This window comes from Janthinobacterium leeuwenhoeki, from assembly GCF_051380795.1.
Classification (GTDB): Bacteria; Pseudomonadota; Gammaproteobacteria; order Burkholderiales; family Burkholderiaceae_D; genus Janthinobacterium.
The window spans coordinates 126,628-150,942 of the sequence record NZ_JBNYXT010000009.1 but is presented as its reverse complement, the minus strand read 5'-3'; the positions used below and the strand labels follow the sequence as shown (position 1 = coordinate 150,942).

The 24,315-nt window shown below is 60.4% G+C and carries 21 protein-coding genes and 1 rRNA gene; 10 read left to right on the top strand and 12 right to left on the bottom strand.

The genetic code is table 11. The features are described from left to right. The 3 genes from rrf to ACQ4WS_RS10665 all read left to right on the top strand — a co-directional run. Positions 1-107, top strand: a 5S ribosomal RNA gene (rrf, locus tag ACQ4WS_RS10675); the annotation flags it as partial. Positions 108-283: 176 nt separating this feature from the next. After that, complete coding sequence (locus tag ACQ4WS_RS10670) at positions 284-757, top strand: MarR family winged helix-turn-helix transcriptional regulator (protein WP_436476026.1); 474 nt, start codon at positions 284-286, stop codon at positions 755-757. Between the two features lie 18 nt (positions 758-775). Next, positions 776-1,639 carry a CPBP family intramembrane glutamic endopeptidase gene (locus ACQ4WS_RS10665; protein ID WP_436476024.1) on the top strand — a complete coding sequence of 288 codons (864 nt, stop codon included), beginning with the start codon at positions 776-778 and terminating at the stop codon, positions 1,637-1,639. Between the two features lie 6 nt (positions 1,640-1,645). On the opposite strand, the gene dacB is transcribed toward ACQ4WS_RS10665, so the two are convergent. Both dacB and ACQ4WS_RS10655 read right to left on the bottom strand, forming a co-directional pair. Then, a complete protein-coding gene (gene dacB, locus ACQ4WS_RS10660; protein WP_436476022.1) occupies positions 1,646-3,148 on the bottom strand; it encodes a D-alanyl-D-alanine carboxypeptidase/D-alanyl-D-alanine endopeptidase in 1,503 nt (500 codons plus the stop codon). Between the two features lie 8 nt (positions 3,149-3,156). After that, positions 3,157-4,395, bottom strand: coding sequence for a nucleoside recognition domain-containing protein (locus ACQ4WS_RS10655; protein ID WP_034753725.1), 1,239 nt, complete (start codon positions 4,393-4,395; stop codon positions 3,157-3,159). 217 nt (positions 4,396-4,612) lie between these two features. Between ACQ4WS_RS10655 and ACQ4WS_RS10650 the strand changes: the two genes are divergently transcribed. The 5 genes from ACQ4WS_RS10650 (at position 4,613) to ACQ4WS_RS10630 (ending at position 11,562) form a co-directional block, all read left to right on the top strand. Beyond that, positions 4,613-6,418, top strand: a complete 1,806-nt coding sequence (locus ACQ4WS_RS10650; RefSeq protein WP_436476034.1) for an ABC transporter substrate-binding protein — start codon at positions 4,613-4,615, stop codon at positions 6,416-6,418. A gap of 216 nt (positions 6,419-6,634) precedes the next feature. Beyond that, positions 6,635-8,245 (top strand): TonB-dependent receptor, encoded by a 1,611-nt coding sequence (locus tag ACQ4WS_RS10645; protein ID WP_436476020.1) that lies wholly within the window; start codon positions 6,635-6,637, stop codon positions 8,243-8,245. Next, entirely contained in the window at positions 8,202-9,413 is a 1,212-nt protein-coding gene (locus ACQ4WS_RS10640) for a TonB-dependent receptor domain-containing protein (protein WP_436476018.1), read from the top strand. Before ACQ4WS_RS10645 ends, ACQ4WS_RS10640 begins: the two co-directional genes overlap by 44 nt. Before the next feature lie 88 nt (positions 9,414-9,501). Then, a complete protein-coding gene (locus ACQ4WS_RS10635; protein WP_436476016.1) occupies positions 9,502-10,581 on the top strand; it encodes a S66 peptidase family protein in 1,080 nt (359 codons plus the stop codon). Between the two features lie 87 nt (positions 10,582-10,668). After that, positions 10,669-11,562 carry a YihY/virulence factor BrkB family protein gene (locus ACQ4WS_RS10630; RefSeq protein WP_436476032.1) on the top strand — a complete coding sequence of 298 codons (894 nt, stop codon included), beginning with the start codon at positions 10,669-10,671 and terminating at the stop codon, positions 11,560-11,562. Positions 11,563-11,960: 398 nt separating this feature from the next. On the opposite strand, the gene ACQ4WS_RS10625 is transcribed toward ACQ4WS_RS10630, so the two are convergent. The 6 genes from ACQ4WS_RS10625 to ACQ4WS_RS10600 form a co-directional block, all read right to left on the bottom strand. Beyond that, positions 11,961-13,088, bottom strand: a complete 1,128-nt coding sequence (locus tag ACQ4WS_RS10625; RefSeq protein WP_436476014.1) for an acyl-CoA dehydrogenase family protein — start codon at positions 13,086-13,088, stop codon at positions 11,961-11,963. A 39-nt stretch (positions 13,089-13,127) separates the two neighbouring features. Then, on the bottom strand, positions 13,128-13,796 hold the full coding sequence (locus ACQ4WS_RS10620; RefSeq protein WP_436476012.1) for an SDR family oxidoreductase: 669 nt from the start codon (positions 13,794-13,796) through the stop codon (positions 13,128-13,130). Positions 13,797-13,876: 80 nt separating this feature from the next. Continuing rightward, the gene (locus ACQ4WS_RS10615; protein ID WP_436476010.1) at positions 13,877-15,073 is read right to left on the bottom strand and encodes an acetyl-CoA C-acyltransferase; all 1,197 of its coding nucleotides are present in this window, start codon (positions 15,071-15,073) and stop codon (positions 13,877-13,879) included. After that, on the bottom strand, positions 15,055-16,869 hold the full coding sequence (aceK, locus tag ACQ4WS_RS10610; RefSeq protein WP_436476008.1) for a bifunctional isocitrate dehydrogenase kinase/phosphatase: 1,815 nt from the start codon (positions 16,867-16,869) through the stop codon (positions 15,055-15,057). The genes ACQ4WS_RS10615 and aceK overlap by 19 nt, the downstream gene beginning before the upstream one ends. A 53-nt stretch (positions 16,870-16,922) precedes the next feature. Next, positions 16,923-18,107: an isovaleryl-CoA dehydrogenase gene (locus ACQ4WS_RS10605; protein WP_436476006.1), complete on the bottom strand. Its 1,185-nt coding sequence runs from the start codon at positions 18,105-18,107 to the stop codon at positions 16,923-16,925. A gap of 137 nt (positions 18,108-18,244) precedes the next feature. Then, positions 18,245-18,649: a MerR family transcriptional regulator gene (locus ACQ4WS_RS10600; protein ID WP_034753754.1), complete on the bottom strand. Its 405-nt coding sequence runs from the start codon at positions 18,647-18,649 to the stop codon at positions 18,245-18,247. A gap of 704 nt (positions 18,650-19,353) precedes the next feature. On the opposite strand from ACQ4WS_RS10600, the gene ACQ4WS_RS10595 reads away from it, so the two are divergent. Together ACQ4WS_RS10595 and ACQ4WS_RS10590 are read left to right on the top strand one after the other, a co-directional pair. Then, complete coding sequence (locus tag ACQ4WS_RS10595) at positions 19,354-19,761, top strand: hypothetical protein (RefSeq protein ID WP_034753756.1); 408 nt, start codon at positions 19,354-19,356, stop codon at positions 19,759-19,761. An 89-nt stretch (positions 19,762-19,850) separates the two neighbouring features. Further along, a complete protein-coding gene (locus ACQ4WS_RS10590) occupies positions 19,851-20,177 on the top strand; it encodes a hypothetical protein (protein WP_436476036.1) in 327 nt (108 codons plus the stop codon). Positions 20,178-20,343: 166 nt separating this feature from the next. On the opposite strand, the gene ACQ4WS_RS10585 is transcribed toward ACQ4WS_RS10590, so the two are convergent. The 4 genes from ACQ4WS_RS10585 to ACQ4WS_RS10570 form a co-directional block, all read right to left on the bottom strand. After that, positions 20,344-20,958: a UbiX family flavin prenyltransferase gene (locus tag ACQ4WS_RS10585; protein ID WP_436476005.1), complete on the bottom strand. Its 615-nt coding sequence runs from the start codon at positions 20,956-20,958 to the stop codon at positions 20,344-20,346. Next, positions 20,951-21,262 carry a Grx4 family monothiol glutaredoxin gene (grxD, locus tag ACQ4WS_RS10580; protein ID WP_436476003.1) on the bottom strand — a complete coding sequence of 104 codons (312 nt, stop codon included), beginning with the start codon at positions 21,260-21,262 and terminating at the stop codon, positions 20,951-20,953. Before grxD ends, ACQ4WS_RS10585 begins: the two co-directional genes overlap by 8 nt. Before the next feature lie 118 nt (positions 21,263-21,380). Beyond that, entirely contained in the window at positions 21,381-23,729 is a 2,349-nt protein-coding gene (locus ACQ4WS_RS10575; protein WP_436476002.1) for a Tex family protein, read from the bottom strand. 92 nt (positions 23,730-23,821) lie between these two features. Further along, positions 23,822-24,202 carry a hypothetical protein gene (locus ACQ4WS_RS10570; protein WP_436476000.1) on the bottom strand — a complete coding sequence of 127 codons (381 nt, stop codon included), beginning with the start codon at positions 24,200-24,202 and terminating at the stop codon, positions 23,822-23,824. Between the last annotated feature and the right edge of the window lie 113 nt (positions 24,203-24,315).

Sequence of the window (24,315 nt, the reverse complement as noted above, 5' to 3'; positions counted from 1 at the left end):
GACCATAGCAAGTTGGTCCCACCCCTTCCCATCCCGAACAGGACCGTGAAACAACTTTGCGCCGATGATAGTGCTGCAACCAGTGTGAAAGTAGGTTATCGTCAGGCTTGTTATTCGTAGTAAGAGAAAAACCCGATCAGAAATGGTCGGGTTTTTTTTTCGTCTGACGATTCCTTAGCGCCCCCCTCCCATTTTCAGGCACTCGCCTGGCACCTTGTGCATGAAATGCAACGGCTTTGAATACTTATATAAGCACTTATATAAATTCTGCTACTATCGCTACATGAAACAAGGACTCGGAACACAACTACGCCATCTGATTGAACTGCTCGACGGCGCCGTCCAGCAGGCTTATGCCGACGCGGGCCTCGATTACCGGCCGCGCTACACGCCGGTGATGCGGGTGCTGGCGCAACAGCAGAGCGCAACCATCGGCCAGCTGGCCGAACTGGCAGGCATCACGCAGCCAGCCGTCACGCAAACGGTGGCATTGATGAAAAAGGAAGGCTTGCTGCTGGTGGCTGCCGGTGGCGAGGATGGCCGCCAGCGCGTGGTACGCCTGAGCAGCCAGGGCGAGGCCTTGCTGCCCCATTTGCAGACTTGCTGGCAGGCGACCAAGTGTGCCGCCGACAGTCTGGATGCGGAACTGGCATTTCCTTTATCTACATGCCTGGCGCAAGCCATCACGATTCTGCAACAGCGTTCATTCGGCGAGCGCATCCGCGATGCAAGCAAGAAAGTAGCAGCCACCCCCTGACAACCCACGAGGAAAGCGATGATGGATAACACCCTGAGCATGGCAAGCAAAAAATCCCCCCTGGCTCGCCTGATGGCCTATCCATTGGTGCAGATTGTGCTGGGCATGGTGCTGACCTTTGCCCCTGTGCCGCTGACCATGATCATCGCTTCCCAGTTGGTGGAGAAGTCTTACCGCATCTTGTGGCCGCAGCTGCTGGCGGCAGTACTGGTATGGTGCGGCTACCGTTTCTATGTGCGCCACATCGAAAAGCGCCAGCCGGTGGAACTGGCAATGCCAGGCATGGCGCGTGAGCTGGGACGTGGACTGCTGTTCGGCGCCGGCCTGGTCGTCTTCACTTTTGCCGTGCTCGCTGCGCTGGGCGTGTATCAGTTTAGCGGCGTCAACGCCCTGAGCGTCTTGTTGCTGCTCCCGCTGGCCGAACTGGTGCTGGTGGGGATGGCCGAGGAGATGATGTTTCGTGGCGTGCTCTTTGGCGTGACGGCACGTGCGCTGGGCAGCAAGGCTGCCATCGTGATCTCGTCCCTGGTATTCGCCCTGGCCCATTTGCCCAATGCCGGCTTTTCGCTGCTGGCGATCATTGCGCTTGTCGCGTATGGCGTGCTGCAGGCGGCCCTGTACATGCAGACACGCCGGCTGTGGGTATGCATCGGCACGCATATCGGCTGGAATTACTGCGTCGGCCAGGTATTCTCTTCGACGGTGTCGGGCCATGCGGCCACGGATGGCCTGCTGCGCGGCGAACTGGCAGGTAATGCCATGCTGACGGGCGGTGTCTTCGGCGTGGAAGCGTCGCTGGTGACGGTCTTGCTGATCAGCGCTGCCGCCGCGTACGTGCTGCGCCTGGCCTTCGCCAACGCAGCACGCATGCCGCCGGACTAGTCGACCTTATTGGCCGGCAACTACCGGCGTGGCGCCGCTCCTGGCGACCCACTCGATCAGCGCATCGACGGCCGCGCGGCCATTGCCGTTACCCACCAGGTCGCTATTGATCATGGCGACCACCACGCACAGCTGGTTGTTGGCGTCGGGCACATAGCCGGCGATGGCCACCACATTCTTCAACGTTCCCGTCTTGATGCGGGCCCGCGCGGCGGCCGGGCTGTTCAACAGGCGCTTGCGCATGGTGCCATCGAGCGCGACGATGGGCAGGCTGGACTGGAACTCGGGCGCCCACGGGCTTTGCTGCATCGCTTGCAGCACGCCGGCCAGTTGCGCCGGCGCAATGCGTCCCGTGCGCGACAAGCCGGAACCGTTGTCGACCAGCATGCCCTGGGTGTCGATATTGTGCCGCTGGAACCATTCTTGGATGACTTGCCGCGCCCGGCTGGCCGTATCTTCCGGCACCGCCATGGCGACGGGGCGGCTGCCCAGCCAGCCATCGCTCTGCAAGCTGCCCAGGCTCAGGAACAGGGTGCGGGCCAGGGTGTTGTCGGACGTTTTGTTGATGTCGCGCAAGACCTCTGGCAAGGCGCGTGCTACATGGTCGGCCAGCATGCGCGTACCGACCGGTTCGGCTGTCGGCGGCAAGCCCGTCAACGGCGCTTCGCGCACCGTGCCCGTGATCGTGCCGCCCAGGCGTTTCCAGGTCGCACGGAACAAACGGTCCGCATAATCGTTGCGATCAAGCACATTAATGCTGGTGGCCTTGCTGCAATTTTGCGGGAAGGTGCCATGCAGTATCACCTGCAGCTTGCCGCTCGTATCGCGCCGGTATTCGGGCGGGCGCCAGCCGTCTTCCCATCTGGCGCAACTGCCCTTGATGAGCTTCATGTCGCTGGTGATGCTGACATTCTCCAGCGCCGGCTGCATCAGGATGCTCAATTGCCGCTCCGTCGCACTGATGTTGATATCGAGCAGATTGGTATTCAGCAATAAGGCATCGGGAATGACGTTGTAGCGGAACTCGGCCGACTCGTCGAAGGGCGGCGCACCGATATCGGGCCGGGCCGGCTGGAACAACTGGCGGTCGAGGATCAGGTCGCCCTTGATTTTCACGATGCCCTGGTTGCGCAGGGTTTGCAGCATGTGCGCCAGCACGTCCGCGTTGAAATCCGTGTCGGCGCCGCCGCGCAGGATCAAGTCGCCCTTCAGCACGCCATTGATGACATCGGCGCTGGTGCGCAACTCCGTGCGCCCGCGGAAGATGGGGCCCAATTGCTCCAGGCCCACAGCCGTCGTCACCAGCTTCATGGTGGACGCTGGTTGCATGCTGCGCTCGGCGCCATGCGACAGCACGGTGGTGTTGCCGCGCAAGACGATGGCGCCCATGGCGTCTTCGGGGATATTCGCGCTGCGCAGCAGCAGGTTGACGGATTCGGGCAATTGCGCGTGGGCAGTCGACAGGCCAAGACCCGCCAACAGCGCAGCCATCAGAACAGGACGTAACATGGTGCTCCTTAGTGGAAAAAGACGTAGGCGACAAAGACGGCGGTGATCACGCCGGCCAGATCCGCGATCAGGCCGGCCGTGATGGCATAGCGCGTCTTGCGGATGCCGACGGAACCGAAGTACAGGGCCACGATATAGAAGGTGGTGTCGGCCGAGCCCTGGAAGACGCAGGCCAGGCGGCCGACGAAGGAGTCGACGCCGTAGGTATTCATGGCGTCGATCATCATGGCTTTCGAGCCGGAGCCGCTGAGCGGCTTCATCATGGCCGTCGGCAGGGCGGGCACGAAGTCCGTATTGATGCCCAGGTTGGCGAAGAACCAGTTCATGCCGCTCATCAGGAAATTGAACACGCCCGCGTTGCGGATCACGCTGATGGCCACCAGCATGCCGACCAGATAGGGAATCACGGTAATGGATGTCTGGATGCCGCCCTTCGCTCCCTCGATGAAGGCGTCATACACGTTCACCTTCTTGCGCAGGGCGCCGATAATGAAAATGGCAATGACGCTGATCAACACCAGGTTGCTGACCACTTTGGAGACCAGTTCGATTTCCTGTTTCGTCAGGTATTGCGTGAAATACCAGATCATGGCGACGATCGCGCTCGTCATGCCGCCCATCCAGCCCAGCACGACACGGTTGAGCAAGTTGATGCGTTGCTTGATGGACACGGTGATGATGCCGACCATGGTGGCGACATAGGTGGCGATCATGCAGGGGATAAAGATGTCGGACGGGTCGGCCGCGCCGAGAATCGAGCGCTGCGCCATGATGGCCAGCGGAATCAGGGTCAGGCCCGAGGTGTGCAGTACCAGGAACATGATTTGCGCATTCGTCGCCTCTTCCTTGTTCGGGTTCAAGGTTTGCAGGCTTTCCATGGCTTTCAAACCGAACGGTGTGGCCGCATTGTCCAGGCCCAGCAGGTTGGCCGAGAAATTCATCACCATGTGGCCCGTGGCCGGGTGGTCTTTCGGAATTTCCGGGAAGATGCGTGAAAAGAAGGGCGCGATGACTTTCGCCAGCCAGCCGACGATGCCCGCCTTTTCGCCGATGTTCATGATGCCGAGCCACAGGGTCATCACGCCCGCCAGCGGCAGGGCGATATCCATCACGCCCATGCGCGCCGTTTCGAATGTGCCATCGATGATGCGCTTGAAGATATCAGTGTCGCCGAGAAACAGCCACTGCAGCACTGCGGCCAGGAAGCCAACGAGGAAAAAGCCGGACCAGATGTAATTAAGTGCCATATGCGATCAGTTCTGTGTGTCGGGAGTGAAAAATGTCTGCAAACAAAGTATAGGGGCAGCCCGATACGAGTTGATGAAAGAATGCAGCAATCGCATGCCAAAAAGTTATAAGCTGGCAGCCTGTTTTCATTGGCGCCCCGTCGCTTGCCCGCGTAGTGTGGGGGATGCCTGTCGCTTGTCGCTGTTCTTTACCCTTGTCTGCACTGGATCACTGATGATGTTTTTACGCAAAACCGCCTGCGCCGCCGGCCTGGCCCTGTTGACGCTGTTCACTATACCGGCCCACGCCGCCGCCGATGCCGCCCGCGCAGGCAAGACCCTGCACTTGTTTTTGAGCACCAGCGAGACGGGCCTGGACCCGGCCGTGGCCTCGGACCTGGCCAGCCTGAACTTGATGGAAAACATCTTCGACCCGCTCTTGCGCTATGACTACCTGGCGCGCCCCGTGCAACTGCAGGGCAATACGGCGCGCGGCTTGCCGAGCGTGGAAGATGGCGGACGCACGTATATCTTTCACTTGCAGCCCGGTATTTTCTTTACCCCTGATCCCGCCTTCAAGGGCAAGCCGCGCGAAGTGACGGCGCAGGATTATGTCTACAGCCTGACGCGGCTGTATGACCCCAGCCTGAAGTCGCCGTGGTTGTTCTTGCTGGAAGATAAGCTGATGGGCGATGCGGCCCTGAAAACAACATTCAGCTACGACACGCCGATCGCCGGCTTGCAGGCGCTGGACAAATACACCTTGCGCATCCGCCTGAACGGCGTCGACCCGAACTTCCTGTTTTACCTGGCCATGCCGGCGACTGCGGTGGTGGCGCGCGAAGTGGCCGAAGCGTATGCGGCGCCGGGGCAGATCGGCAATCACCCTGTGGGCACGGGGCCGTTCCTGGTGAAGGAGTGGAAACGCAGCGACAAGATCGTGCTGCAGGCCAACCCGACTTTCCGCTCCACCGTGTTCCATACGCAAGCCAAGGCGCTGGCCGCCTTGCCGCCGGATGCGCGCGCCATCGCCACCGCACTGGAAGGCCAACGCTTGCCCCTGGTCGAGCGCATCGAGGTGCGCATCGTTGAGGAATATCAATCGCGCATGCTGGGTTTTCTGAAAGGCGAATTCGATTACCTGGAGCAAGTGCCCGAATCGATGACGGACATGGTGCTGGAAAACGGCGCCCTGAAACCGGCGCTGGCCGCCAAGGGCTTGCAGCTGACGCGCTTTCCCGTGCTGCAAACGTATTACATGTGGATGAATATGGACGACCCCGTGCTGGGCGGTACGAGCAAGGACAAGCTGGCCTTGCGGCGCGCCATCGCCCTCAGCTACAACAGCCGCGAAGACATCGCGCTGTTGAAGAAAGGCCTGGCCTTGCCGGCCCAGTCGCCGCTGCCGCCGAATGTGCTCGGTTACGACAAGCACTACCGCAGCCCCGTCGGCTACGATCCCGTGCTGGCGCGCGCCCTGCTGGAGCGCTTCGGCTACAAGGTGGGCGCCGATGGTTTTCGCACCCAGCCGGACGGTACGCCCTTGATCCTGACCATGCACACGGAGCCGAGCACGGTGGGACGCCTGCGCGATGAGCTGTGGCGGCGCAACCTGAACGCCATCGGCCTGCGCGTGGCATTTAAAAGCGACAAGAAGACGGAAATCATCAAGGCGTCGCGCCTTGGCAAGGTGCAGATGTTCGAGACCAACTGGATCGCCGACTTCCCCGATGGCGATAACTTTATGCAATTGTTGTATGGCGGCAACGTTGGCCGCGCCAACTATGCCCGCTTCAACTTGCCCGATTACAATAAACGCTATGAGGAGGCGCGCCTGCTATCCGATACGCCGCGCCGACGCAGTCTGTACTTCGACCTGTTTCAGCTGATCCACGCCTACACGCCGTGGGTGTTGCTGACGCATCCCATCTCTGCCGACCTGCAGCAACCGTGGCTAAAAAACTACAGGCGCCACCCCGTGGAATTCACCTCCTGGCGCTATCTGGACGTGGATAAAAGCAGGGCTAGCCCCGCAGGTAAGTGAGCACGTCGCTGAAAAGGGCATTCATTCCAAAAAGTTATGGTTAGGAAAGCATTTTTCATTGGCTGGCCGCAGATGCCTCGCGCTACTCTGAGTTGAAAACAAATAAAGTCATGCGCAAATGTCATAAAAAAATGTACTGCGAGACAGACGTTGCGACATAGCTAACAGCCTGACTTGAGAACTCAAGTTTCGATTGCCCAAATAAAGGAGAGACCCGTGAAATTGAAGAAGCTAGCGCAATTGGTGGCATTGATGGGGGTGGTGGGGCCGGTGGTGGCACAGCAAGCGGCGGCGCCAGCGATGCAACGGGTCGAAGTCACGGGCAGCAGCATCAAACGGGTGGCCAAGGAAGGCGCGCTGCCGGTGCAAGTCATCACCTTCGACCAGATCGAAAAGCAGGGCATCACGACGACCGAGCAACTGGTGCGCACCCTGTCGGCAAACGGCACGGGCGCCGATAACATGACTTCGGGCAATAACGTCTTTGGCGCCGATGCCGACAGGGTCAGTGGCGGCGCCTCGTTCGCCTCGCTGCGCGGCCTGGGCCCATCGAGCACCCTGGTGCTGTTGAACGGCCGCCGCATCGCCACGCACGGCGCCAGCGGCAAGTCGGTCGACCTGAACTCGATTCCGTTGGGCGCGATTTCACGCGTGGAAATTCTCAAGGATGGCGCCTCAGCCATTTACGGCACGGACGCCATCGGCGGCGTGATCAATTTCATTCTGAAAACCAACTACAGCGGCGTGGAAGCGTCCGTTTCCACCAACGACACGCAGGCAGGCGGCGGCGCCACGCGCCGCGCGTCCATCCTGGCCGGCACGGGTTCGCTGGAAAGCGACCGCTACAACATCATGGCCAGCCTGACCGTAGACAAGGCCGAGCGCCTGAACGGCAGCGACCGCTCCTTCGTCAATGGTTTCCAGCCGGGCCGTGGCCTGTCGCCCGATACCACGGGCACGCCGTATGCGAATCAATTGTCGGGCGCGGGCACGGCCCTGCAGATTCCTGACCCCAAAAATCCAGGGAAATTTATCGGTGGCTATAACTTGCCTGGCGACCCGACAATGTATCTGCAAGCCAATCCGCTGAGCTTCCAGGGCAAGTGCGACAGCATCCCCGGCATGTCGCAATACCAGACGGCGCTGTGGAAAGACGTGACCTCGCCGCTGCGCACCAAGTATTCGTGCGCATACGACTACGGCGCCGACTATGTGCTGCAATTCCCTGTCGAACGGGCCAATCTGCTGTCGCGCGGCACCTTCCAGCTGGCGCCCGACCACCGCATGTTTGTCGAAGTGCTCGGTTCGCGCACCAAAGCCACGGCGATTTTGACGCCGATGCAGGTGCAGGCGACCGTCGCCAACAAGAATTTGTATCCGGTCGGTGGCGCGTATTACCAGGACCTGTCGGCCTACATCCCCTCATTCGACAATACCAAGCCTATTTCCTACAAATGGCGCGCCAATGACGTGGGTAACCGCACGCAGGAAAACACGACCGACAATGCCCGCGTGCTGCTGGGCTTTGAGGGCAACTTTGGCAAGTGGGATTACAAGGCCGGCATTTCGCGCGCCGAAAGCAGCACCAAGACCAAGCTGACGGATGGCTATTCCTACACGGACAAGCTGTACGCTGCACTGGCCAGCGGCATCATCAATCCCTGGGTGGGCGCTGGCCAGAGCCAGACGGAAGCGGCCAGGCAATTGATCGAATCGACCAAGTTCCGTGGCGACTTCCAGCACGGCAAGACGACCCTGACGCAGATCGACGGTGCCGTTTCCGGTGAGCTGTTCCAGCTGCCCGCTGGCGATGGCGGCCGGCTTTGACTTGCGCCGCGAAGGCTACAACTTTGGGCAAAACGTCGATGCCAACCTGATTCTGCTGGCGCCAGGCAATGCCGCATTAAAAGATGCCAGCCGTACCGTCAAGGCCGTGTATGCCGAGTTGCTGGTGCCGGTCACGAAGGACCTGGAAATGCAGCTGGCCATCCGCCGCGACGATTACAGCCTGGTGGGCGCGACGACGAATCCGAAAGTGGCTTTCCGCTACCAGCCGGCCGATTTCCTGCTGTTCCGTGGTTCGGCCAGCAAAGGTTTCCTTGCGCCTAGCTTCCAGCAGCTGTATTCCGGTTCGCTGAGCCAGGAATTGCCGAACGGCGTGGTCGACCAGGAAGGCTGCGCCAAGCATCCGGGCGTGCCCGAGTACTGCGCCATCGACCGTCTCGACTACAAGACGGGCGGCAACACCAACCTGAAGCCGGAAACGTCGAAGCAGGGCAGCGTGGGTTTTGTCATCGAGCCATTCAAGGGATATTCCGCCTCGTTCGACTACTGGGCCATCAATACCAAGGATCGCATCCTGAACCGCACGCCGCAAATCGTGCTGGCCAACTACCAGGCGCTGAATCAGTACATCCACCGCAATCCGGACGGTACCATCGAGTACGTGCAGGCGGGCTGGATCAATGCGGCAGGCAGCCGCGTGCGTGGCCTGGACGTGGGCTTGCGCGGCGAAGGCAAGATCCAGGACGCGAAATGGACGGCGACCCTGGACGGTACGTACATGGACAGCTTCAAGTTTGCGGAATATCAAGGCCAGGAATATCAGGAACTGGTCGGCAAGTTTTATACGCGCGATCTGTACCTGCGCTGGAAACACAATGCCAGCTTCGGCGTGTCGCGCGGCGACTGGAGCGGCTTGCTGATCCAGAGTTTTTCGTCAGGCTACAAGGACCAGGTACCGAATAATGGCAAGGGGGCGCCGCCACCGGGCTTCAAGCCGGACGTGTCCAGCTACACCACGTATAACTTGTCGGGCACGTACACGGGTTTCAAAAATACCACCATCACCGTGGGCATCCAGAACCTGTTCGACCGCGATCCACCGTTCACCGCGCACAACGTGGATGAAGTGGTGGGCGCCGGCTGGGATCCGCGCGTGGCCGACCCACGCGGCCGTTCGCTGTCGTTCCAGCTGAAGTACAAGTTCATGTAAGGCGGCCATGCCGGCGGCAAGATTGCCGGCATGCTACTCTCAGCGGCGGCGCCTGGCGTCGCCGTTTTTTATTTCAGGAAAGGGCCGCATGTCCAGTCAGACCAATCTCAGCCGGCGCCGCTTCGGCGGCTTGCTGGCCGCCACCCTGGGGGCGGCAGGCACACCGGCGTGGGCGGCGGCCGCGCAAGGGAAGGGCAAACGCATGCAACAGCAACACGCATTGATCAAACCGGCGCGCCTGCGCCAGGGCGACCTGGTCGCCATCATCGCACCGGGCGGCTTTACGGATGAGGACGCCATCGCCAAGGCCCAGCGCAATATCGAATCGCTGGGCTTGCGCGCCAGCCTGGGCGCCAACATCCGCGCCGTGCACGGCAACTATGCGGGCACGGTGCAGCAGCGCCTCGATGATCTGCACGCGGCGTTCCGCGATCCGGACGTCAAGGCGGTGTGGGCCATCCGCGGCGGCTCCGGTTGCATTTCGCTGCTGGCGCTGCTCGACTACGCCTTGATCCGCGCTAACCCGAAAGTGCTGATCGGCTATTCCGATATCACGGCCCTGCACCTGGCCATCGGTCGCCAGACGGGCCTGGTGACCTTCCACGGACCCGTGGCCTCGTCCACGTTTTCCGACTACACGGTGACGCAGCTGCACAACGTGCTGATGACGCCGCAAGACAGCTACACGATCCCGATGGCGCTGGAGAATCACCGCCGCGCGCAGACGCACGCCAACTTCGCCATCCGCACCGTGCATGGCGGCCAGGCGACGGGACGCTTGACGGGCGGCAACCTGTGCATGGTCAGCGCACTGGCCGGCACGCCGTACGCGGCTGATTTCCGCGAGCGCATCCTTTTCCTCGAAGAAATCAATGAAGTGCCCTACCGCATCGACAGGATGTTGTGCCAGCTCGACCTGTCCGTGGGGTTTTCCAAGGCGGCGGCCTTGATGCTGGGCATCTTCGAGCATTGCGAGGCGGCCGAGGGCGATACCGCGCTGACCCTGAATGAAACCCTGGACCAGCATTTGCAGCCTTTACGCGTGCCGGCCGTCAGCGGCTATTCGTTTGGCCACATCCGCCACCAGTTCACCATACCCATGGGTATCCTCGCCACGCTGGATGCGGACCGGCAAACCTTGACCTTGTTGGAGCCGGCCGTCTGCTAGCGTACGGTGCAGCAGGACGATTGTCAGTATGCTAGTGTGATTGCAGACGCGGCACGAGGCCGCGCCGCCTTCTTCACCGCACCCGACATGATCAACCGCCACGCCAGTACCTACATCCTCAGCCACCCGCTGGCCTTTGTGCTGCAGGTGCTGAAGGGTTTCCGCGCCAACCAGGGCTTGCTGCTGGCGGGCGCCGTCGCGTATTACTCGCTGCTCTCCATCGTGCCCTTGCTGATGCTGGTGGTGGTGGCCCTGTCGCACGTGATCGCGCAGGACGAATTGCTGCAAACCATAGGCCATTACCTGGAATGGCTGGTGCCGGGGCAATCGAAAGCCATCGTGGGCGAGATCGCACATTTTCTCGATAACCGGGGCGTGATCGGCTGGCTCTTGCTGCTGACCATGCTGTTTTTCAGCTCGCTGGCGTTTACCGTGCTGGAAAACGCCATGAGCGTGATTTTCATTCACCGCGTGGCTATCCGCCGCCGCCATTTCCTCATTTCCGCCGTGCTGCCGTATTGCTACATCCTGTGCCTGGGCGTGGGTATCCTGCTGATCACCCTGGTGGCGGGCGGCTTGCAGGTGATGGGCGAGGAAAGCGTGCGTTTCCTGCGTCACGACTGGGGCCTGGAAGGCGTGTCCGGCGTGCTGCTGTATTTGCTGGGGCTGGCGGGCGAAATTCTCGTACTGAGTTCGATTTACCTGGTCATGCCGGTGGGAAGATTATCGATTACGCATGCGCTGATCGGCGGCGTGACGGCGGCCCTGCTGTGGGAAATCGCCCGCCATGTGCTGGTCTGGTATTTTTCCACCTTGTCGCAGGTCAACATCGTATATGGCTCGATGACGACGGCCATCGTCGTCATGTTCAGCCTGGAAATCGGCGCCACCCTGCTGCTGCTGGGCGCGCAAGTGATTTCCGAATACGAAAGAGTGGCCCGTGGCGAGGAAGAGGACAAACCGCTGGCGCTAAGGACTTGATTTAAAGTATGGCTTCAATTCATTATTGCACCGCACAAAAAGCTGTGCTATACTCCGTTCAGTGATTGAGATTTGGCAGCAAATTATCTCACCATCCAGTTTCAGCGCGGCGACCGACAGGTGTAATGTCGATGGCGTGACAGCGCGAAGAGCGGATTTTGTAATTCCGGATACGTTGGTCGATTTACACTTGGAGTCACCATGCAGATAGCATGGGAGTCCGAAAATCAGGAGGCACTTTGCAGATAGCACTGGCGTCCATGACACGATTAAAGCATTGGTAATACATTGGAACGAAGCCTACCCTGAGTAGGCTTTTTTTTCGTCTATTGAAAACCCAACGGCGCAACCCCGGGGTCGTACCCTGCAGGGTACGACCCCAGCATCTGCCCTGGGGTTTATAGGGCCCGCGCAATCAAAATCTTCTGAATATCGCTGGTCCCCTCGTAAATCTGGCATACACGCACGTCGCGGTAGATGCGTTCGACGGGGAAGTCGGACACGTAACCGTAGCCGCCATGCACCTGGATGGCGTCCGAGCACACTTTTTCCGCCATTTCCGACGCAAACAGCTTGGCCATGGCCGCTTCCTTCAGGCATGGCAGGCCCGCATCCTTCATGGCCGCCGCGTGGCGGATCAGCTGGCGTGCCGCTTCGATCTGCGTGGCCATGTCGGCCAGGCGGAATTGCACGGCCTGGTGTTCATAGATGGGTTTACCGAAACTTTCCCGTTCGCGCGCATAGCTCAGGGCCGCTTCGTACGCGGCGCGCGCCATGCCCACGGCTTGCGAAGCGATGCCGATGCGTCCGCCTTCCAGGCCGGACAGGGCGATCTTGTAGCCTTGTCCTTCTTCGCCTATTAAATTTTCCGCCGGGATGCGGCAGTTGTCGAACAGGATTTGCGCCGTGTCCGACGAGTGCTGGCCCATCTTCTGTTCCAGTCCCGCCACGATGTAGCCTGGCGTGTTCGTCGGTACCCAGAAGGCGCTGATGCCGCGCTTGCCGGCCGCCTTGTCGGTGACGGCCATGACGATGGCCACGTCCGCATACTTGCCGCTGGTAATGAACTGCTTCGTGCCGTTGATGACGTATGCATTGCCGTCGAGGGTGGCCGTGGTGCGCAGGGCCGAGGCGTCGCTGCCCGTGTGCGGTTCCGTCAGGCAAAACGCCCCCAGCATGGCGCCTTGCGCCAGCGGACGCAGCCATTGTTCCTTTTGCGCGTCATTCGCGTACATCATGCCGATGCTGCACACGGGGCAATTATTGACGGAAATAATGGTCGACGTGCCGCCATCGCCGGCGGCGATTTCTTCCAGCACCAGGGCTAGCGACACGTAGTCGAGGCCGGCGCCACCCAGCGCTTCCGGCACGGCCACGCCAAAGGCGCCCAGGGCGGCCAGTTCCTGCAATTCTTCCTTGGGGAAATGATGTTCCTTGTCCCAGCGGGCCGCGTTGGGCGCCAGGCGCTCGCGCGAAAAACTGCGCAGCGCTTCCTGGATCATTGTCTGTTCTTCATTGAGTATCATGGGACGTCGTCTCGGTTGTTTTTATAGTGGATGCGGGAATTACCAGGCGATGGGTTTGCCATCGTAGTTACGGAACACGGCCTTGTCCGTGGCCGGCAGGCTGGCCAGGGTGGTGCGGATGCCCGCAGCGCTCTCCTCGGGGGAAATATCGGCGCCGGCGCCGCCCATGTCCGTGCGCACCCAGCCCGGGTGGAAAGCCACGCAGCTGACGCCTTGCGGGCCATGCACGAGGGCCGTGTCGATCAGCACGGAATTCAGGGCAGCCTTGCTGGCGCGGTACAGCGAACCGCTGGGGTTGCCCCGCTCGCTCAGGGAGCCCATGTGCGAGGACAGCACGGCCAGTTTTCCTTTTGCATTGCCTACCAGCGGCGCCAGGATAGGCAGCAGCCGCATGTCCGCCAGCACGTTCGTGTGCATGACGGTATCGAAATCTTCTTGCGTGGGGGAAGCGTCGTGACGGGGACCATACACGCCCGCGTTGAGGATGGCCACGTCGAGCTTTTCATCGTCGAGCTTCCAGCCCAGGGCGGCACAGCCTTCCACATCCGTCACGTCGAGCTGCTGCGCTTCCACGCCCAGTTGCTTGAGGGCGTCGCAAGCGTCTTGTGTGCGTGCCGTGGCGATCACGCGCCAGCCATCGTGGCGGTATTGACGGACGATGGCGTGGCCGATGCCGCGCGAGGCGCCGATGATCAATGCGGTTGGCATGTGTTCTCCTTGGGTAATCCAATGAAAAGGCGCGCAGCGAACGTGTCCACGCCGCGCGCGCCTGTCGTCAACAGAGCAGCTTATACCAGTTCGATCGCCATCGCCGTCGCTTCGCCGCCGCCGATGCACAGGGCCGCCACGCCGCGCTTGCCGCCGGTTTTTTTCAAGGCGCCCAGCAGGGTGACGATGATGCGCGCGCCCGAGGCGCCGATCGGGTGGCCCAGCGCGCACGCGCCGCCGTGGATGTTGATCTTGCTGTGTGGAATGTCGAGGTCGTGCATGGCGGCCATGGGCACGGCCGCGAAGGCTTCATTGATCTCGAACAAGTCCACATTGCTGCTGCTCCAGCCCGTTTTCGCGTACAGCTTTTTCACCGCGCCGATGGGGGCCGTGGTGAATTCGTTGGGTGCCTGCGCATGCGTGGCATGGCCGTGGATTTTCGCGATGACGGTGCAGCCCAGCTTTTTCGCCGTCGACTCGCGCATCAGCACCAGGGCCGCCGCGCCATCGTTGATCGACGAGGACGAGGCGGCCGTGATGGTGCCATCCTTCTTGAACGCGGCTTTCAAGGTCGGGATTTTTTCCAGGCGGGCCTTTTGCGGGCCTTCATCGATGCTGACGATGGTGTCGCCGCCGCGGCCGGAAACGGTCACTGGCACGATTTCCCATTCGAAACTGCCATCCTTGGTGGCCGCTTGCGCGCGTTTCACCGATTCGATGGCAAACGCATCCTGCGCTTCGCGCGTGAAGCCGTACTGGCTGGCGCACTCTTCGGCAAACGTGCCCATCGAGCGGGCATTGCCCTTTTCATCGCGGCTGTAGGCGTCTTCCAGGCCATCCATCATCATGTGGTCATAAATCATGCCGTGACCGATGCGGTAGCCGCCGCGCGCTTTCGGCACCAGGTAAGGGGCGTTGGTCATCGATTCCATGCCGCCCGCCACCACCACGTCGGCGCTGCCGGCGAGCAAGGTGTCATGCGCGAACATGGTCGTCTGCATGGCCGAGCCGCACATTTTCGACAGCGTCACGGCGCCGGTGGAGTCCGGCAAGCCAGCCTTGCGCAAGGCTTGGCGCGCAGGCGCCTGGCCCTGGCCGGCCATCAGGCAATTGCCGAAAAACACGTGTTCAACGGCATCCGGCGCCACGCCGGCCCGTTCCACGGCGGCGCGGATGGCCACGGCGCCCAGGTCGCTGGCGGTGACATTGGCAAAGTCGCCCTGGAAGGCGCCCATGGGGGTGCGCGCGGCACCGACGATTACGACTGGATCATGCATGTTGGATCTCCGGTTAAGGGTGAGGAAGGTGACTGCATACAAAAACGCAGGTGCTGCGGATACGGGAAGACGTCCTCGATATGGCCGTCTTCGATGCGCTGCTTGCGCGCCTGCCAAAATTGCGCCGTCAGCAGGTCGGCATGGTGCTGCATGAAATAGGTGCGGATGCGGGGATTGCCCAGCAAGAAGGTGCCGAACTGTTCGGGAAACACATCGTGCTTGCCGATGGGATACCACGGTTCGGCCGACATTTCCTCCTCCTCCGTGCGCGCCTGGGGAATGACGCGGAACTGGCAATCGGTGATGTACTCGATTTCATCGTAATCGTAAAAAACGACACGCTGATGACGGGTCACGCCAAAGTTTTTATACAGCATGTCGCCCGGGAAAATATTCGCCGCCACCAACTCCTTGATGGCGTTGCCGTACTCGACGATGGCGTGTTCGACCAGGTCATCGCGGCCTTCCTTTTCGGCATTGCTCAGCCACATGTTCAGCGGCACCATGCGCCGCTCGATGTACAGGTGGCGGATGATGATCTGCTCGTGGTCTTCTTCGATCAGCGAGGGGGCGAATTGTTTCAGTTCGGCCAGCAATTCTGCGGCAAAGCGGGCGCGGGGAAAGGCGACGTTGGAATACTCGAGCGTGTCGGCCATGCGGCCCACCCTGTCGTGGTGTTTCACCAGCAAATACTTTTGCTGGACTTGCGCGCGCGTGGTTTCCTTGGGGGGAGGAAAGAAATCCTTGATGACCTTGAAGACATAGGGAAACGAGGGCAGGGCAAACACCAGCATCACCAGGCCGCGGATGCCAGGCGCGCTTTCAAAGTGGTCCGACGAGTGTTTCAAGTGCTGCAGGTAGTCGCGGTAAAACAGCGTCTTGCCCTGTTTTTGCAGCCCCAGTATCGTATAGATTTCGCTGCGCGGTTTGCGCGGCAGCAAGCTGCGCAGGAATTGCACATAGGCCGACGGCACTTCCATATCGACCAGGAAATACGCGCGCGTAAACGAAAACAGCACGGCGATCTGCTGCTGCTCGAACAGCACTGTGTCGAGCACCAGCTTGCCGTGACGGTTGTGCAGGATGGGCACGACAAACGGGTATTCGCGGTTGCCGTTGATGCCCTTGCCGACAAGATAGGCGCCCTTGTTGCGGTAGAACAAACTGGTCAAGACCTGGAGCTGGTGGTTCGGCTCGATCCGGTCGCCGCCGAACAGCTGCTGCAGCCGCGCTTCCACCTGGGCCACGTCACGCTCCAGGTTGGCAAATGCACAGTCCAGCTGGAAGTGATTTAGCATGCGCGTCAGGGTGTGGCGCAAGCCATCCTTGCCGGGGTAATACACGCGGTAGGTGGGGGCCGGATCTTGCGTGTCGATGTATTCCGTGGAAACGACGGGGCGCACGAAAATATAGTCGTTATTGAAATACGTGCGGTGCAGGATGTTGCAGCAGACGGAATTGAAGAAGGTTTCCGCCAGTTCCGGCTGCTTGTGCTCCGTCAGCATGCCGATATAGTGCAGCTTGAGTTCGCGCCACACTTCGTCGCTCAACTCCGACTCTTCGTACTCATCTTCGAGCATCTGCACGCATTCCTGCACGCGCTTGTCATAAAAATCGATGCGTTCGCGGGCCGCCGTCTGTGCCGCGCTCCAGGCGCCTTGCTCGAAATACTGCTTGGCGTGCTGGCTCGTTTCGCGGAACAAACGGTAATGCTTGTCGAAGCCGTCGCGGATAGTGCGCGCGATATCGAATGCAATCTGGGAAGAGAGCAATTTGGGGAAGGCAATGTGCGTCATAGTTGTGCTCGCATGAATGGCTCATCACCCAGTCGATAACCGCGCGCCCGTGCTTACCTGGTTTCCGCAAACAGTTCGCGGCCTATCAGCATGCGGCGGATTTCGCTGGTCCCGGCGCCGATTTCGTACAGCTTGGCATCGCGCCACAGGCGGCCGGCCGGATACTCGTTGATGTAGCCGTTGCCGCCCAGGGCCTGGATCGCTTCACCCGCCATCCAGGTCGCCTTCTCCGCACTATACAGAATCGCCCCGGCCGCATCCTTGCGCAACTGGCGCACGGCTTCGGGCGTGGTGGCGCGGTCGCAAGCCTGGCCCACGGCATACACATAAGCCTTGCACGCCATCATGGTCGAATACATATCGGCCAGTTTGCCCTGCATCAATTGGAATTCGCCGATGGCCTGGCCGAATTGCTTGCGGTCATGCACGTAAGGCACGACCAGGTCCATGCAAGCCTGCATGATGCCCAGCGGACCGCCGGACAGCACGGTGCGTTCGAAATCGAGGCCCGACATCAGCACGTTGACGCCCTTGCCCAGGCCACCGAGCACGTTTTCGGCCGGTACTTCGCAATCCTGGAATACCAGTTCGCCCGTGTGCGAGCCGCGCATGCCCAGCTTGTCGAGCTTTTGCGCGATGGAAAAGCCCTTGAAATTCTTTTCGATCAGGAACGCCGTCATGCCGCGCGGGCCCGCTTCCAGGTCGTTTTTCGCGTACACCACCAGTACGTCCGCGTCGGGGCCATTGGTGATCCACATCTTGGTGCCGTTCAAGACCCAGCGGTCGCCCTTGAAGTCGGCGCGCAGCTTCATGCTGACGACGTCCGAGCCCGCGTTCGGCTCCGACATGGCCAGGGCGCCGATGTGCTCGCCCGTGATCAGCTTCGGCAGGTACTTGGCTTTTTGCTCGGCCGTGCCGTTGCGCTTGATCTGGTTCACGCACAGGTTCGAGTGGGCGCCGTAGGACAGGCCGACGGAGGCCGAGGCGCGCGAGATTTCTTCCATGGCGATGATGTGCGCCAGGTAACCCATGCCGGCGCCGCCGTACTCTTCGCTGACGGTGATGCCGAGCAAGCCCATGTCGCCCATCTTGCGCCACAGATCCATGGGGAACTGGTCCGTGCGGTCGATTTCAGCCGCGCGCGGCGCGATCTCGGCGGCGGCGAATTGTTGGATCGCTACTCTTAAGGAGGCGATGTCGTCGCCGTGGTCAAAGGTCAAGCCTGGGAGATGGAGCATGTCGTCCTCGTCGTCGTTATAAGTGTGGCGGTCATGGATGCCGGGTCAGTGAAGCTATGATACTCAGTTGTGACGTTTACGTAAACGTCAACCGATGCGCGTAAAGCGCTGCGCGGCAAACGCCGCCGCATCGATGTCTAGTTTGTTTGCGCCTTATCAAGGTTCAAGTCCGCCAGCATGCGCGCGCAAGCGTCTTCATGCGCGCTGATTTCCGCCAGCGCCATTTCGATATCGATGCGCTGCTGCTCCAGGGTCTGCCGGTGCTGCGCCAGCACGCCCAGGAAGCGGTCCATCTGCGCGCGCGTGTCCTTCGGCGACTCGTACATGTCGACCAGGCTCTTGATTTCCGACAGCGCCAGGCCCAGGCGCTTGCCGCGCAGGGTCAGTTTCAAGCGGGTGCGGTCGCGCGGTGTGTAGACGCGGCTGCGCCCGCCGGCGCCTTCGCGTTTCGGGCTGAGCAAGCCCTGGTCCTCATAGAAACGGATGGCGCGCGCCGTGATGTCGAATTCCCGCGCCAGTTCGGTAATGGTATAGGTCGTCAATGCTGCGGGCGGTGTCGGTTGCATGGGTGGTCTGTAGCTGGATGGGTGCTGCGAGGCAAGGGTGGCAAAGTGCCGTTTACGTCAACGTCAATACTATTGTAGCGTGCCCTGCCCGTGCTGCAACAAAGAAAGGCGTGAAGGGGGGAGTTTGGCGAATAAGACAACAATTACTGAAAATAAATTGATTCTTCTGTCGCAAACGCGCTTAAGATCGAGAGTTGGTGGCCAAGATGACACCAAAAAGAGCTTTCCTGGCATAACGGCGACATTCTTTTCGCTGCGATGGCAGTAAAATTTTGGGCGCAGATACTTTCTAGCGGGCACGATCAAAAAACAACGTTTCACTATGAATACATTGTTCATTTCGTTTCTATTCTGGAAATAAAATGGCACTTCTGAAAACTTTGTCTACAAGAAATTGTATGGCATGAGCATTGCGCGTATCGGTAGAGGAGGGCATTATCCGATACCGTACGTTGTAATGCCAAACCGAGGCTTTGAATCGTGCTGCAGTGCGAAAATCAAGGCTAACCGCGAATTTGACCCGAAGCCACGCAGAATCACAAGAGAAAATTCGGCCTACATTTTCACCTGAAAAGGCCGGCCGGAGTGTTAATTGTTAATTGATACTCTTTTCAAATGTAACAATCTGTATGGTCATTCAAGAAACTGACTTTCATGTTACAACATGAAATAGTACACCTATGAATTCTTCTAACGAACGCGAAAGCTTCAGCCAGCGACTTCAGTTGGCTCTCAAAAACGCCCATTATTCTCCAGACAGCCCGACCAGACTGGCCCGGGAATTCAATATCCGTTTCGACGGGCGCCCGATTACCGTGCATGCAGCTAGGAAATGGTTAGTAGGTGAAGCAATTCCCACGCAAGAGAAATTGCGCATGATTGCCCAATGGTTGGGCGTTCCGGCGGAATGGTTGCGTTTTGGCGGTCCGGAAAGCGCCACGCCGAATGGCGAAGCGGGCAGCGCTTTGTCACGTTTTGAGTCCGCGGATGTGAAATTAATTGCCGATTTGCAAAGATTAGATGAACATCATCGTCAAATCGCGCGAGAATTTATTCGCATGCTGGTCAGAGTCAACTACCAAAAGTAAGCATTCAGGCCATCCCCGGCCGGCACCGTCCGCCTTTCGCTGGCGGTGTTCTCCCTGTCCTTTTATTTGCGCAGCGTCATACTGGAGACATGATTTTGCCGCACAATAAGACCTTGTATGTTGCGCTGCAGCGGAATTATTTGACAATAATCCCGTACGCAGCGCCGCAGCGGCCAATACCAGCGCATAATCACATCAGAAGCAGCCAGTTCATCCACTACGGAGCCGAGCATTTGAGCCGTCTTATGAAAAGTAACTACAGCAATACCGCGCAGCTGAAGGACTTGATGACCGTGCCCCCCATGACTGCCGCGCAACATGCGGAAGTGATGCGCAAACGGATCGCCCACCGCAGGATGGTTGAAGAAGCCAGGGATTTGAAGCAGGCCAGTGCGGTTCAGTTTGAGAAGCGGTGAGTGGTGGATGCCTGAGCTAAGCTGCTGCGCGTCGCTCTTTGCGGCCGGCGATGCTCACCATACGAGAGTACGGTTGCGCTTCTTGGCCACAAGGGGGCGCCGAGCCTCACTGCCGCTCGCTACGCTTTTGTCAGGCATCGTGACACCAGTTAAATCGTGACATCAGCTACAGGGTAGCGGTGTCGCCAGTGGACTTAAGACCATGCCACCGCGGCGCCAGGGCGTGTTCGATGCCGAGCAGGTCGATGACGCGCGCCACCGTATGGTCGACCATCTCCGCGATGCTCTGCGGGTGGTGATAAAAGCTGGGTAATGGCGGGAAGATGATGCCGCCCATTTCGGTCACGGCGGTCATATTGCGCAGATGCGCCAGGTTGAACGGCGTTTCGCGCACCATCAGGATCAGGCGGCGGCGTTCCTTGAGCACCACATCGGCTGCCCGCGTGATCAAATTATCCGACAAGCCATGCGCCACTGCCGCCAGCGTCTTCATCGAGCACGGCGCAACGACCATGCCATCCGATTGAAAAGAGCCGCTGGCGATACTCGCGCCGATGTCGCGCAGCTTGTGCACCACATGCGCCTGCGCCTCGATTTCCTTGCGCCCCACGCCCGTTTCCTGGTGCAGGGTCAGTACGGCCGCGTCCGACAAGACCAGATGCGTCTCGACGCCGGGAGTGGCGACCAGCAATTGCAGCAGCCGCAAGCCATACACGGCGCCCGTGGCGCCCGTGATGGCCACGACGATACGGCGCGGCCGCGCAAGCTGGCTATCAGGCATCGATCAGGGACTTCAGTTCGCCCGATTCAAACATTTCGTTCATGATATCGGAACCACCGATGAACTCGCCTTTGACATACAACTGCGGAATGGTTGGCCAGTTCGAGTAATCCTTGATGCCTTGGCGCACTTCCGGGTCGTCCAGCACATTGACGGTGGCGATGTTTTCCACGCCGCATGCTTTCAGGATCTGGATGGCGCGGCCGGAAAAGCCGCACTGCGGGAACTGGGCCGTGCCCTTCATGAACAGCACGACCGGCGTGTTCGTCACGGTTTCTTTGATCCAGGTTTGTACGTCGCTCATAGCTGCCTCTGATGGGTAAATAAATAGATGCCGTCATTTTATAAGAAAACGACGGCACGGGTATGCGCTCAAGTCATAAATCGGGCAAGTCAGCCACGCCGGCAAGCCGGCATGGCGCTTAGCCGCGCAGCTTGGCGAACGCGGCGGCCATGCTGCCGGCCGGCTCGGGGGCGTTGCGCGACTGCGACTGGTGCTGCGCCATGCTGCGGCGGTCGTTGCGGTCGCCCTTTTGCTCCGGTTTGCTGCCCGCTTGCGGCGCGCTGTCCGTCAGGCGCATGGTCAGCGCGATGCGCTTGCGCTTTTCATCGACTTCCAGCACCTTGACGCGCACGACCTGGCCAGCTTTCACCACCGTGTGCGGGTCTTTCACAAACGTGTTCGACAGGGCCGAGATGTGCACCAGGCCATCCTGGTGCACGCCGATATCGACAAAGGCGCCAAAGGCGGCCACGTTGGTGACGACGCCCTCTAAAATCATGTCCGGGCGCAAGTCGCGGATTTCTTCCACGCCTTCCTTGAAGGTGGCGGTGGTGAACTCCGGACGCGGGTCGCGGCCCGGCTTTTCCAGTTCCTTCAAGATGTCGGAAATGGTCGGCACGCCGAAGGTTTCATCCGCATATTTTGCGGGGCTGAGGGTTTTCAACAATGCCGTTTCGCCGATGACGGCCTTGATGTCCTTCTTGATGTCGGCCAGGATCTTTTCCACCAGCGGGTACGATTCCGGGTGGACGGCCGAGGCATCCAGCGGGTTTTCGCCGCCCATCACGCGCAGGAAGCCGGCTGCTTGTTCAAATGTTTTATCGCCCAGGCGCGGCACGGCCTTCAGGGCCGCGCGCGAGGTGAACGCGCCCTTCATGTCGCGGTAGGTGACGATGCTTTGCGCCACGCTGGCCGACAGGCCGGAGACGCGCGCCAGCAGGGGGGCCGAGGCCGTATTCACATCGACGCCGACGGCATTCACGCAATCTTCTACCACGGCATCGAGCGAGCGGGCCAGCTGGCTTTGGCTCACGTCATGCTGGTACTGGCCCACGCCGATCGATTTCGGGTCAATCTTGACCAGTTCTGCCAGCGGATCTTGCAGGCGGCGCGCGATTGACACTGCGCCGCGCAGCGACACATCCATGTCCGGCAACTCTTTCGAGGCGAATTCGGACGCCGAATACACCGACGCGCCCGCTTCCGAGACGACGATCTTCGTCATCTTCGCTTCCGGATGCTGCTTGATCAAATCCTGCGCCAGCTTGTCCGTCTCGCGCGAGGCGGTGCCGTTGCCGATCGAAATCAGGGACACATTGTGCTTGGCGGCAAGACGGCCCAGCGTATGCAGCGAGCCATCCCAGTCATTCTTCGGCTGGTGCGGGTAGATCACGGCCGTGTCGACGACTTTACCGGTGGCATCGACCACCGCCACTTTCACGCCCGTGCGCAGGCCAGGATCGAGGCCCATGGTGGCGCGCTGGCCGGCCGGCGCGGCCAGCAGCAGCGCCTTCAAATTGGTGGCAAAGACGTTGATGGCGTCGAGTTCCGAGCGCTCGCGCAGCGCGCCCATCAGTTCCGTTTCCAGGTGCATGAAGCTTTTTACGCGCCAGGTCCAGCGCGCCGTATCGGCCAGCCATTTGTCGGCCGGACGGCCTTGTTGCTTAATGCCGAAGCGGGCGGCGATGCGGCCTTCGCACGGGTTGTGCGGCGCATCCCATTTCGGTTTTTCCGCTTCCGTGTCCAGGCGCAGGGTGACGTCGAGGATGCCTTCGCGGCGGCCGCGCAACAGGGCCAGCGCACGGTGCGAGGGGACGGTGGAAATGGTTTCCGAGTAATCGAAATAATCGGCGAATTTTTCGCCTTCGTCCTGTTTGCCTTCCACCACTTTCGATTCGACGATGCCGTGTTCCTGCACGTACTCGCGCAAGGTTTGCAGCAGGGTCGCGTCTTCGGCGAAGCGCTCCATCAGAATCTGGCGCGCACCGTCGAGCGCCGCCTTGGTGTCCGCCACGCCCGGATTATTCCCGTCGGCACTGGTAAACGCGTCGCGCAAGAACTTGCCCGCTTCCATTTCCGGCGTCAGTTCGGGATTGTTCAGCAAGCCGTCGGCCAGCGGCATCAGGCCCGCTTCGATGGCGATCTGCGCCTTCGTGCGGCGCTTTTGCTTGTACGGCAGATACAAATCTTCCAGGCGCGTCTTGTCTTCCGCATGCATGACGGCGTCGAGCAGCTCGGGCGTCATCTTGTTCTGTTCCGTAATCGAGGCCACGATGGCGGCGCGCCGCTCTTCCAGTTCGCGCAGGTAGCGCAAGCGCTCTTCGAGCAGGCGCAGCTGGATATCGTCGAGGCCGCCGGTCGCTTCCTTGCGGTAACGGGCGATGAAGGGCACGGTGGCGCCTTCGTCGAGCAGTTCGATGGCGGCGGCAACCTGCACCGGTTTGGCGGCAAGTTCAAGGGCAAGACGTTGTTCGATAGTGGGCAGCATGGTTGTTTCCAGAGCGATCAAGCCTGGAATGATACGCAATCGGCGCGATTGCGCAATCTTGACAGCGCAAATGGACTGTGCGTTGACAACAGCTAACGGGGTGGCAGTAGCGGGGGCGGCAGCAGCGGGCTGGCGGGCGGCGGCGGCGCCGGCCGCTGCGGCGTGACGGATTTACCAAAGGCATTGCCCATGCGGTGTTCGAGGGCGGCGCGGTTGTACAGGCCCAGCTGGTTCGACGGGCGCTGCACGATCGCTTCCGCGCCGGACAGGGCGGGCGGCGGCCGGTTCATGGTGTTGCTGTTAGGTAATAATTTTTCACTCAAGCAAGCCATCGATGGGGCGCGCTGGCCATGCACTTCCACCTCCACGCAGCCTTTCTGCGGCGCGGCGGCTTTCACGACGACGGTGTGCTCGTCCGCCTGCGCGGGCAGGGCGGCGCAGGCCAGCAGCAACAGTGATAACAGGCGCGCCATGGCGGCTCCCGGAGCGGTGGAGAAACGTTCAGCATAGCAAAGGCATATGTCGCGGCGATGACACGCAAGCCCGGTCGCTTTGTGACCTATGTCATGCAGTTGTCATTTTATGA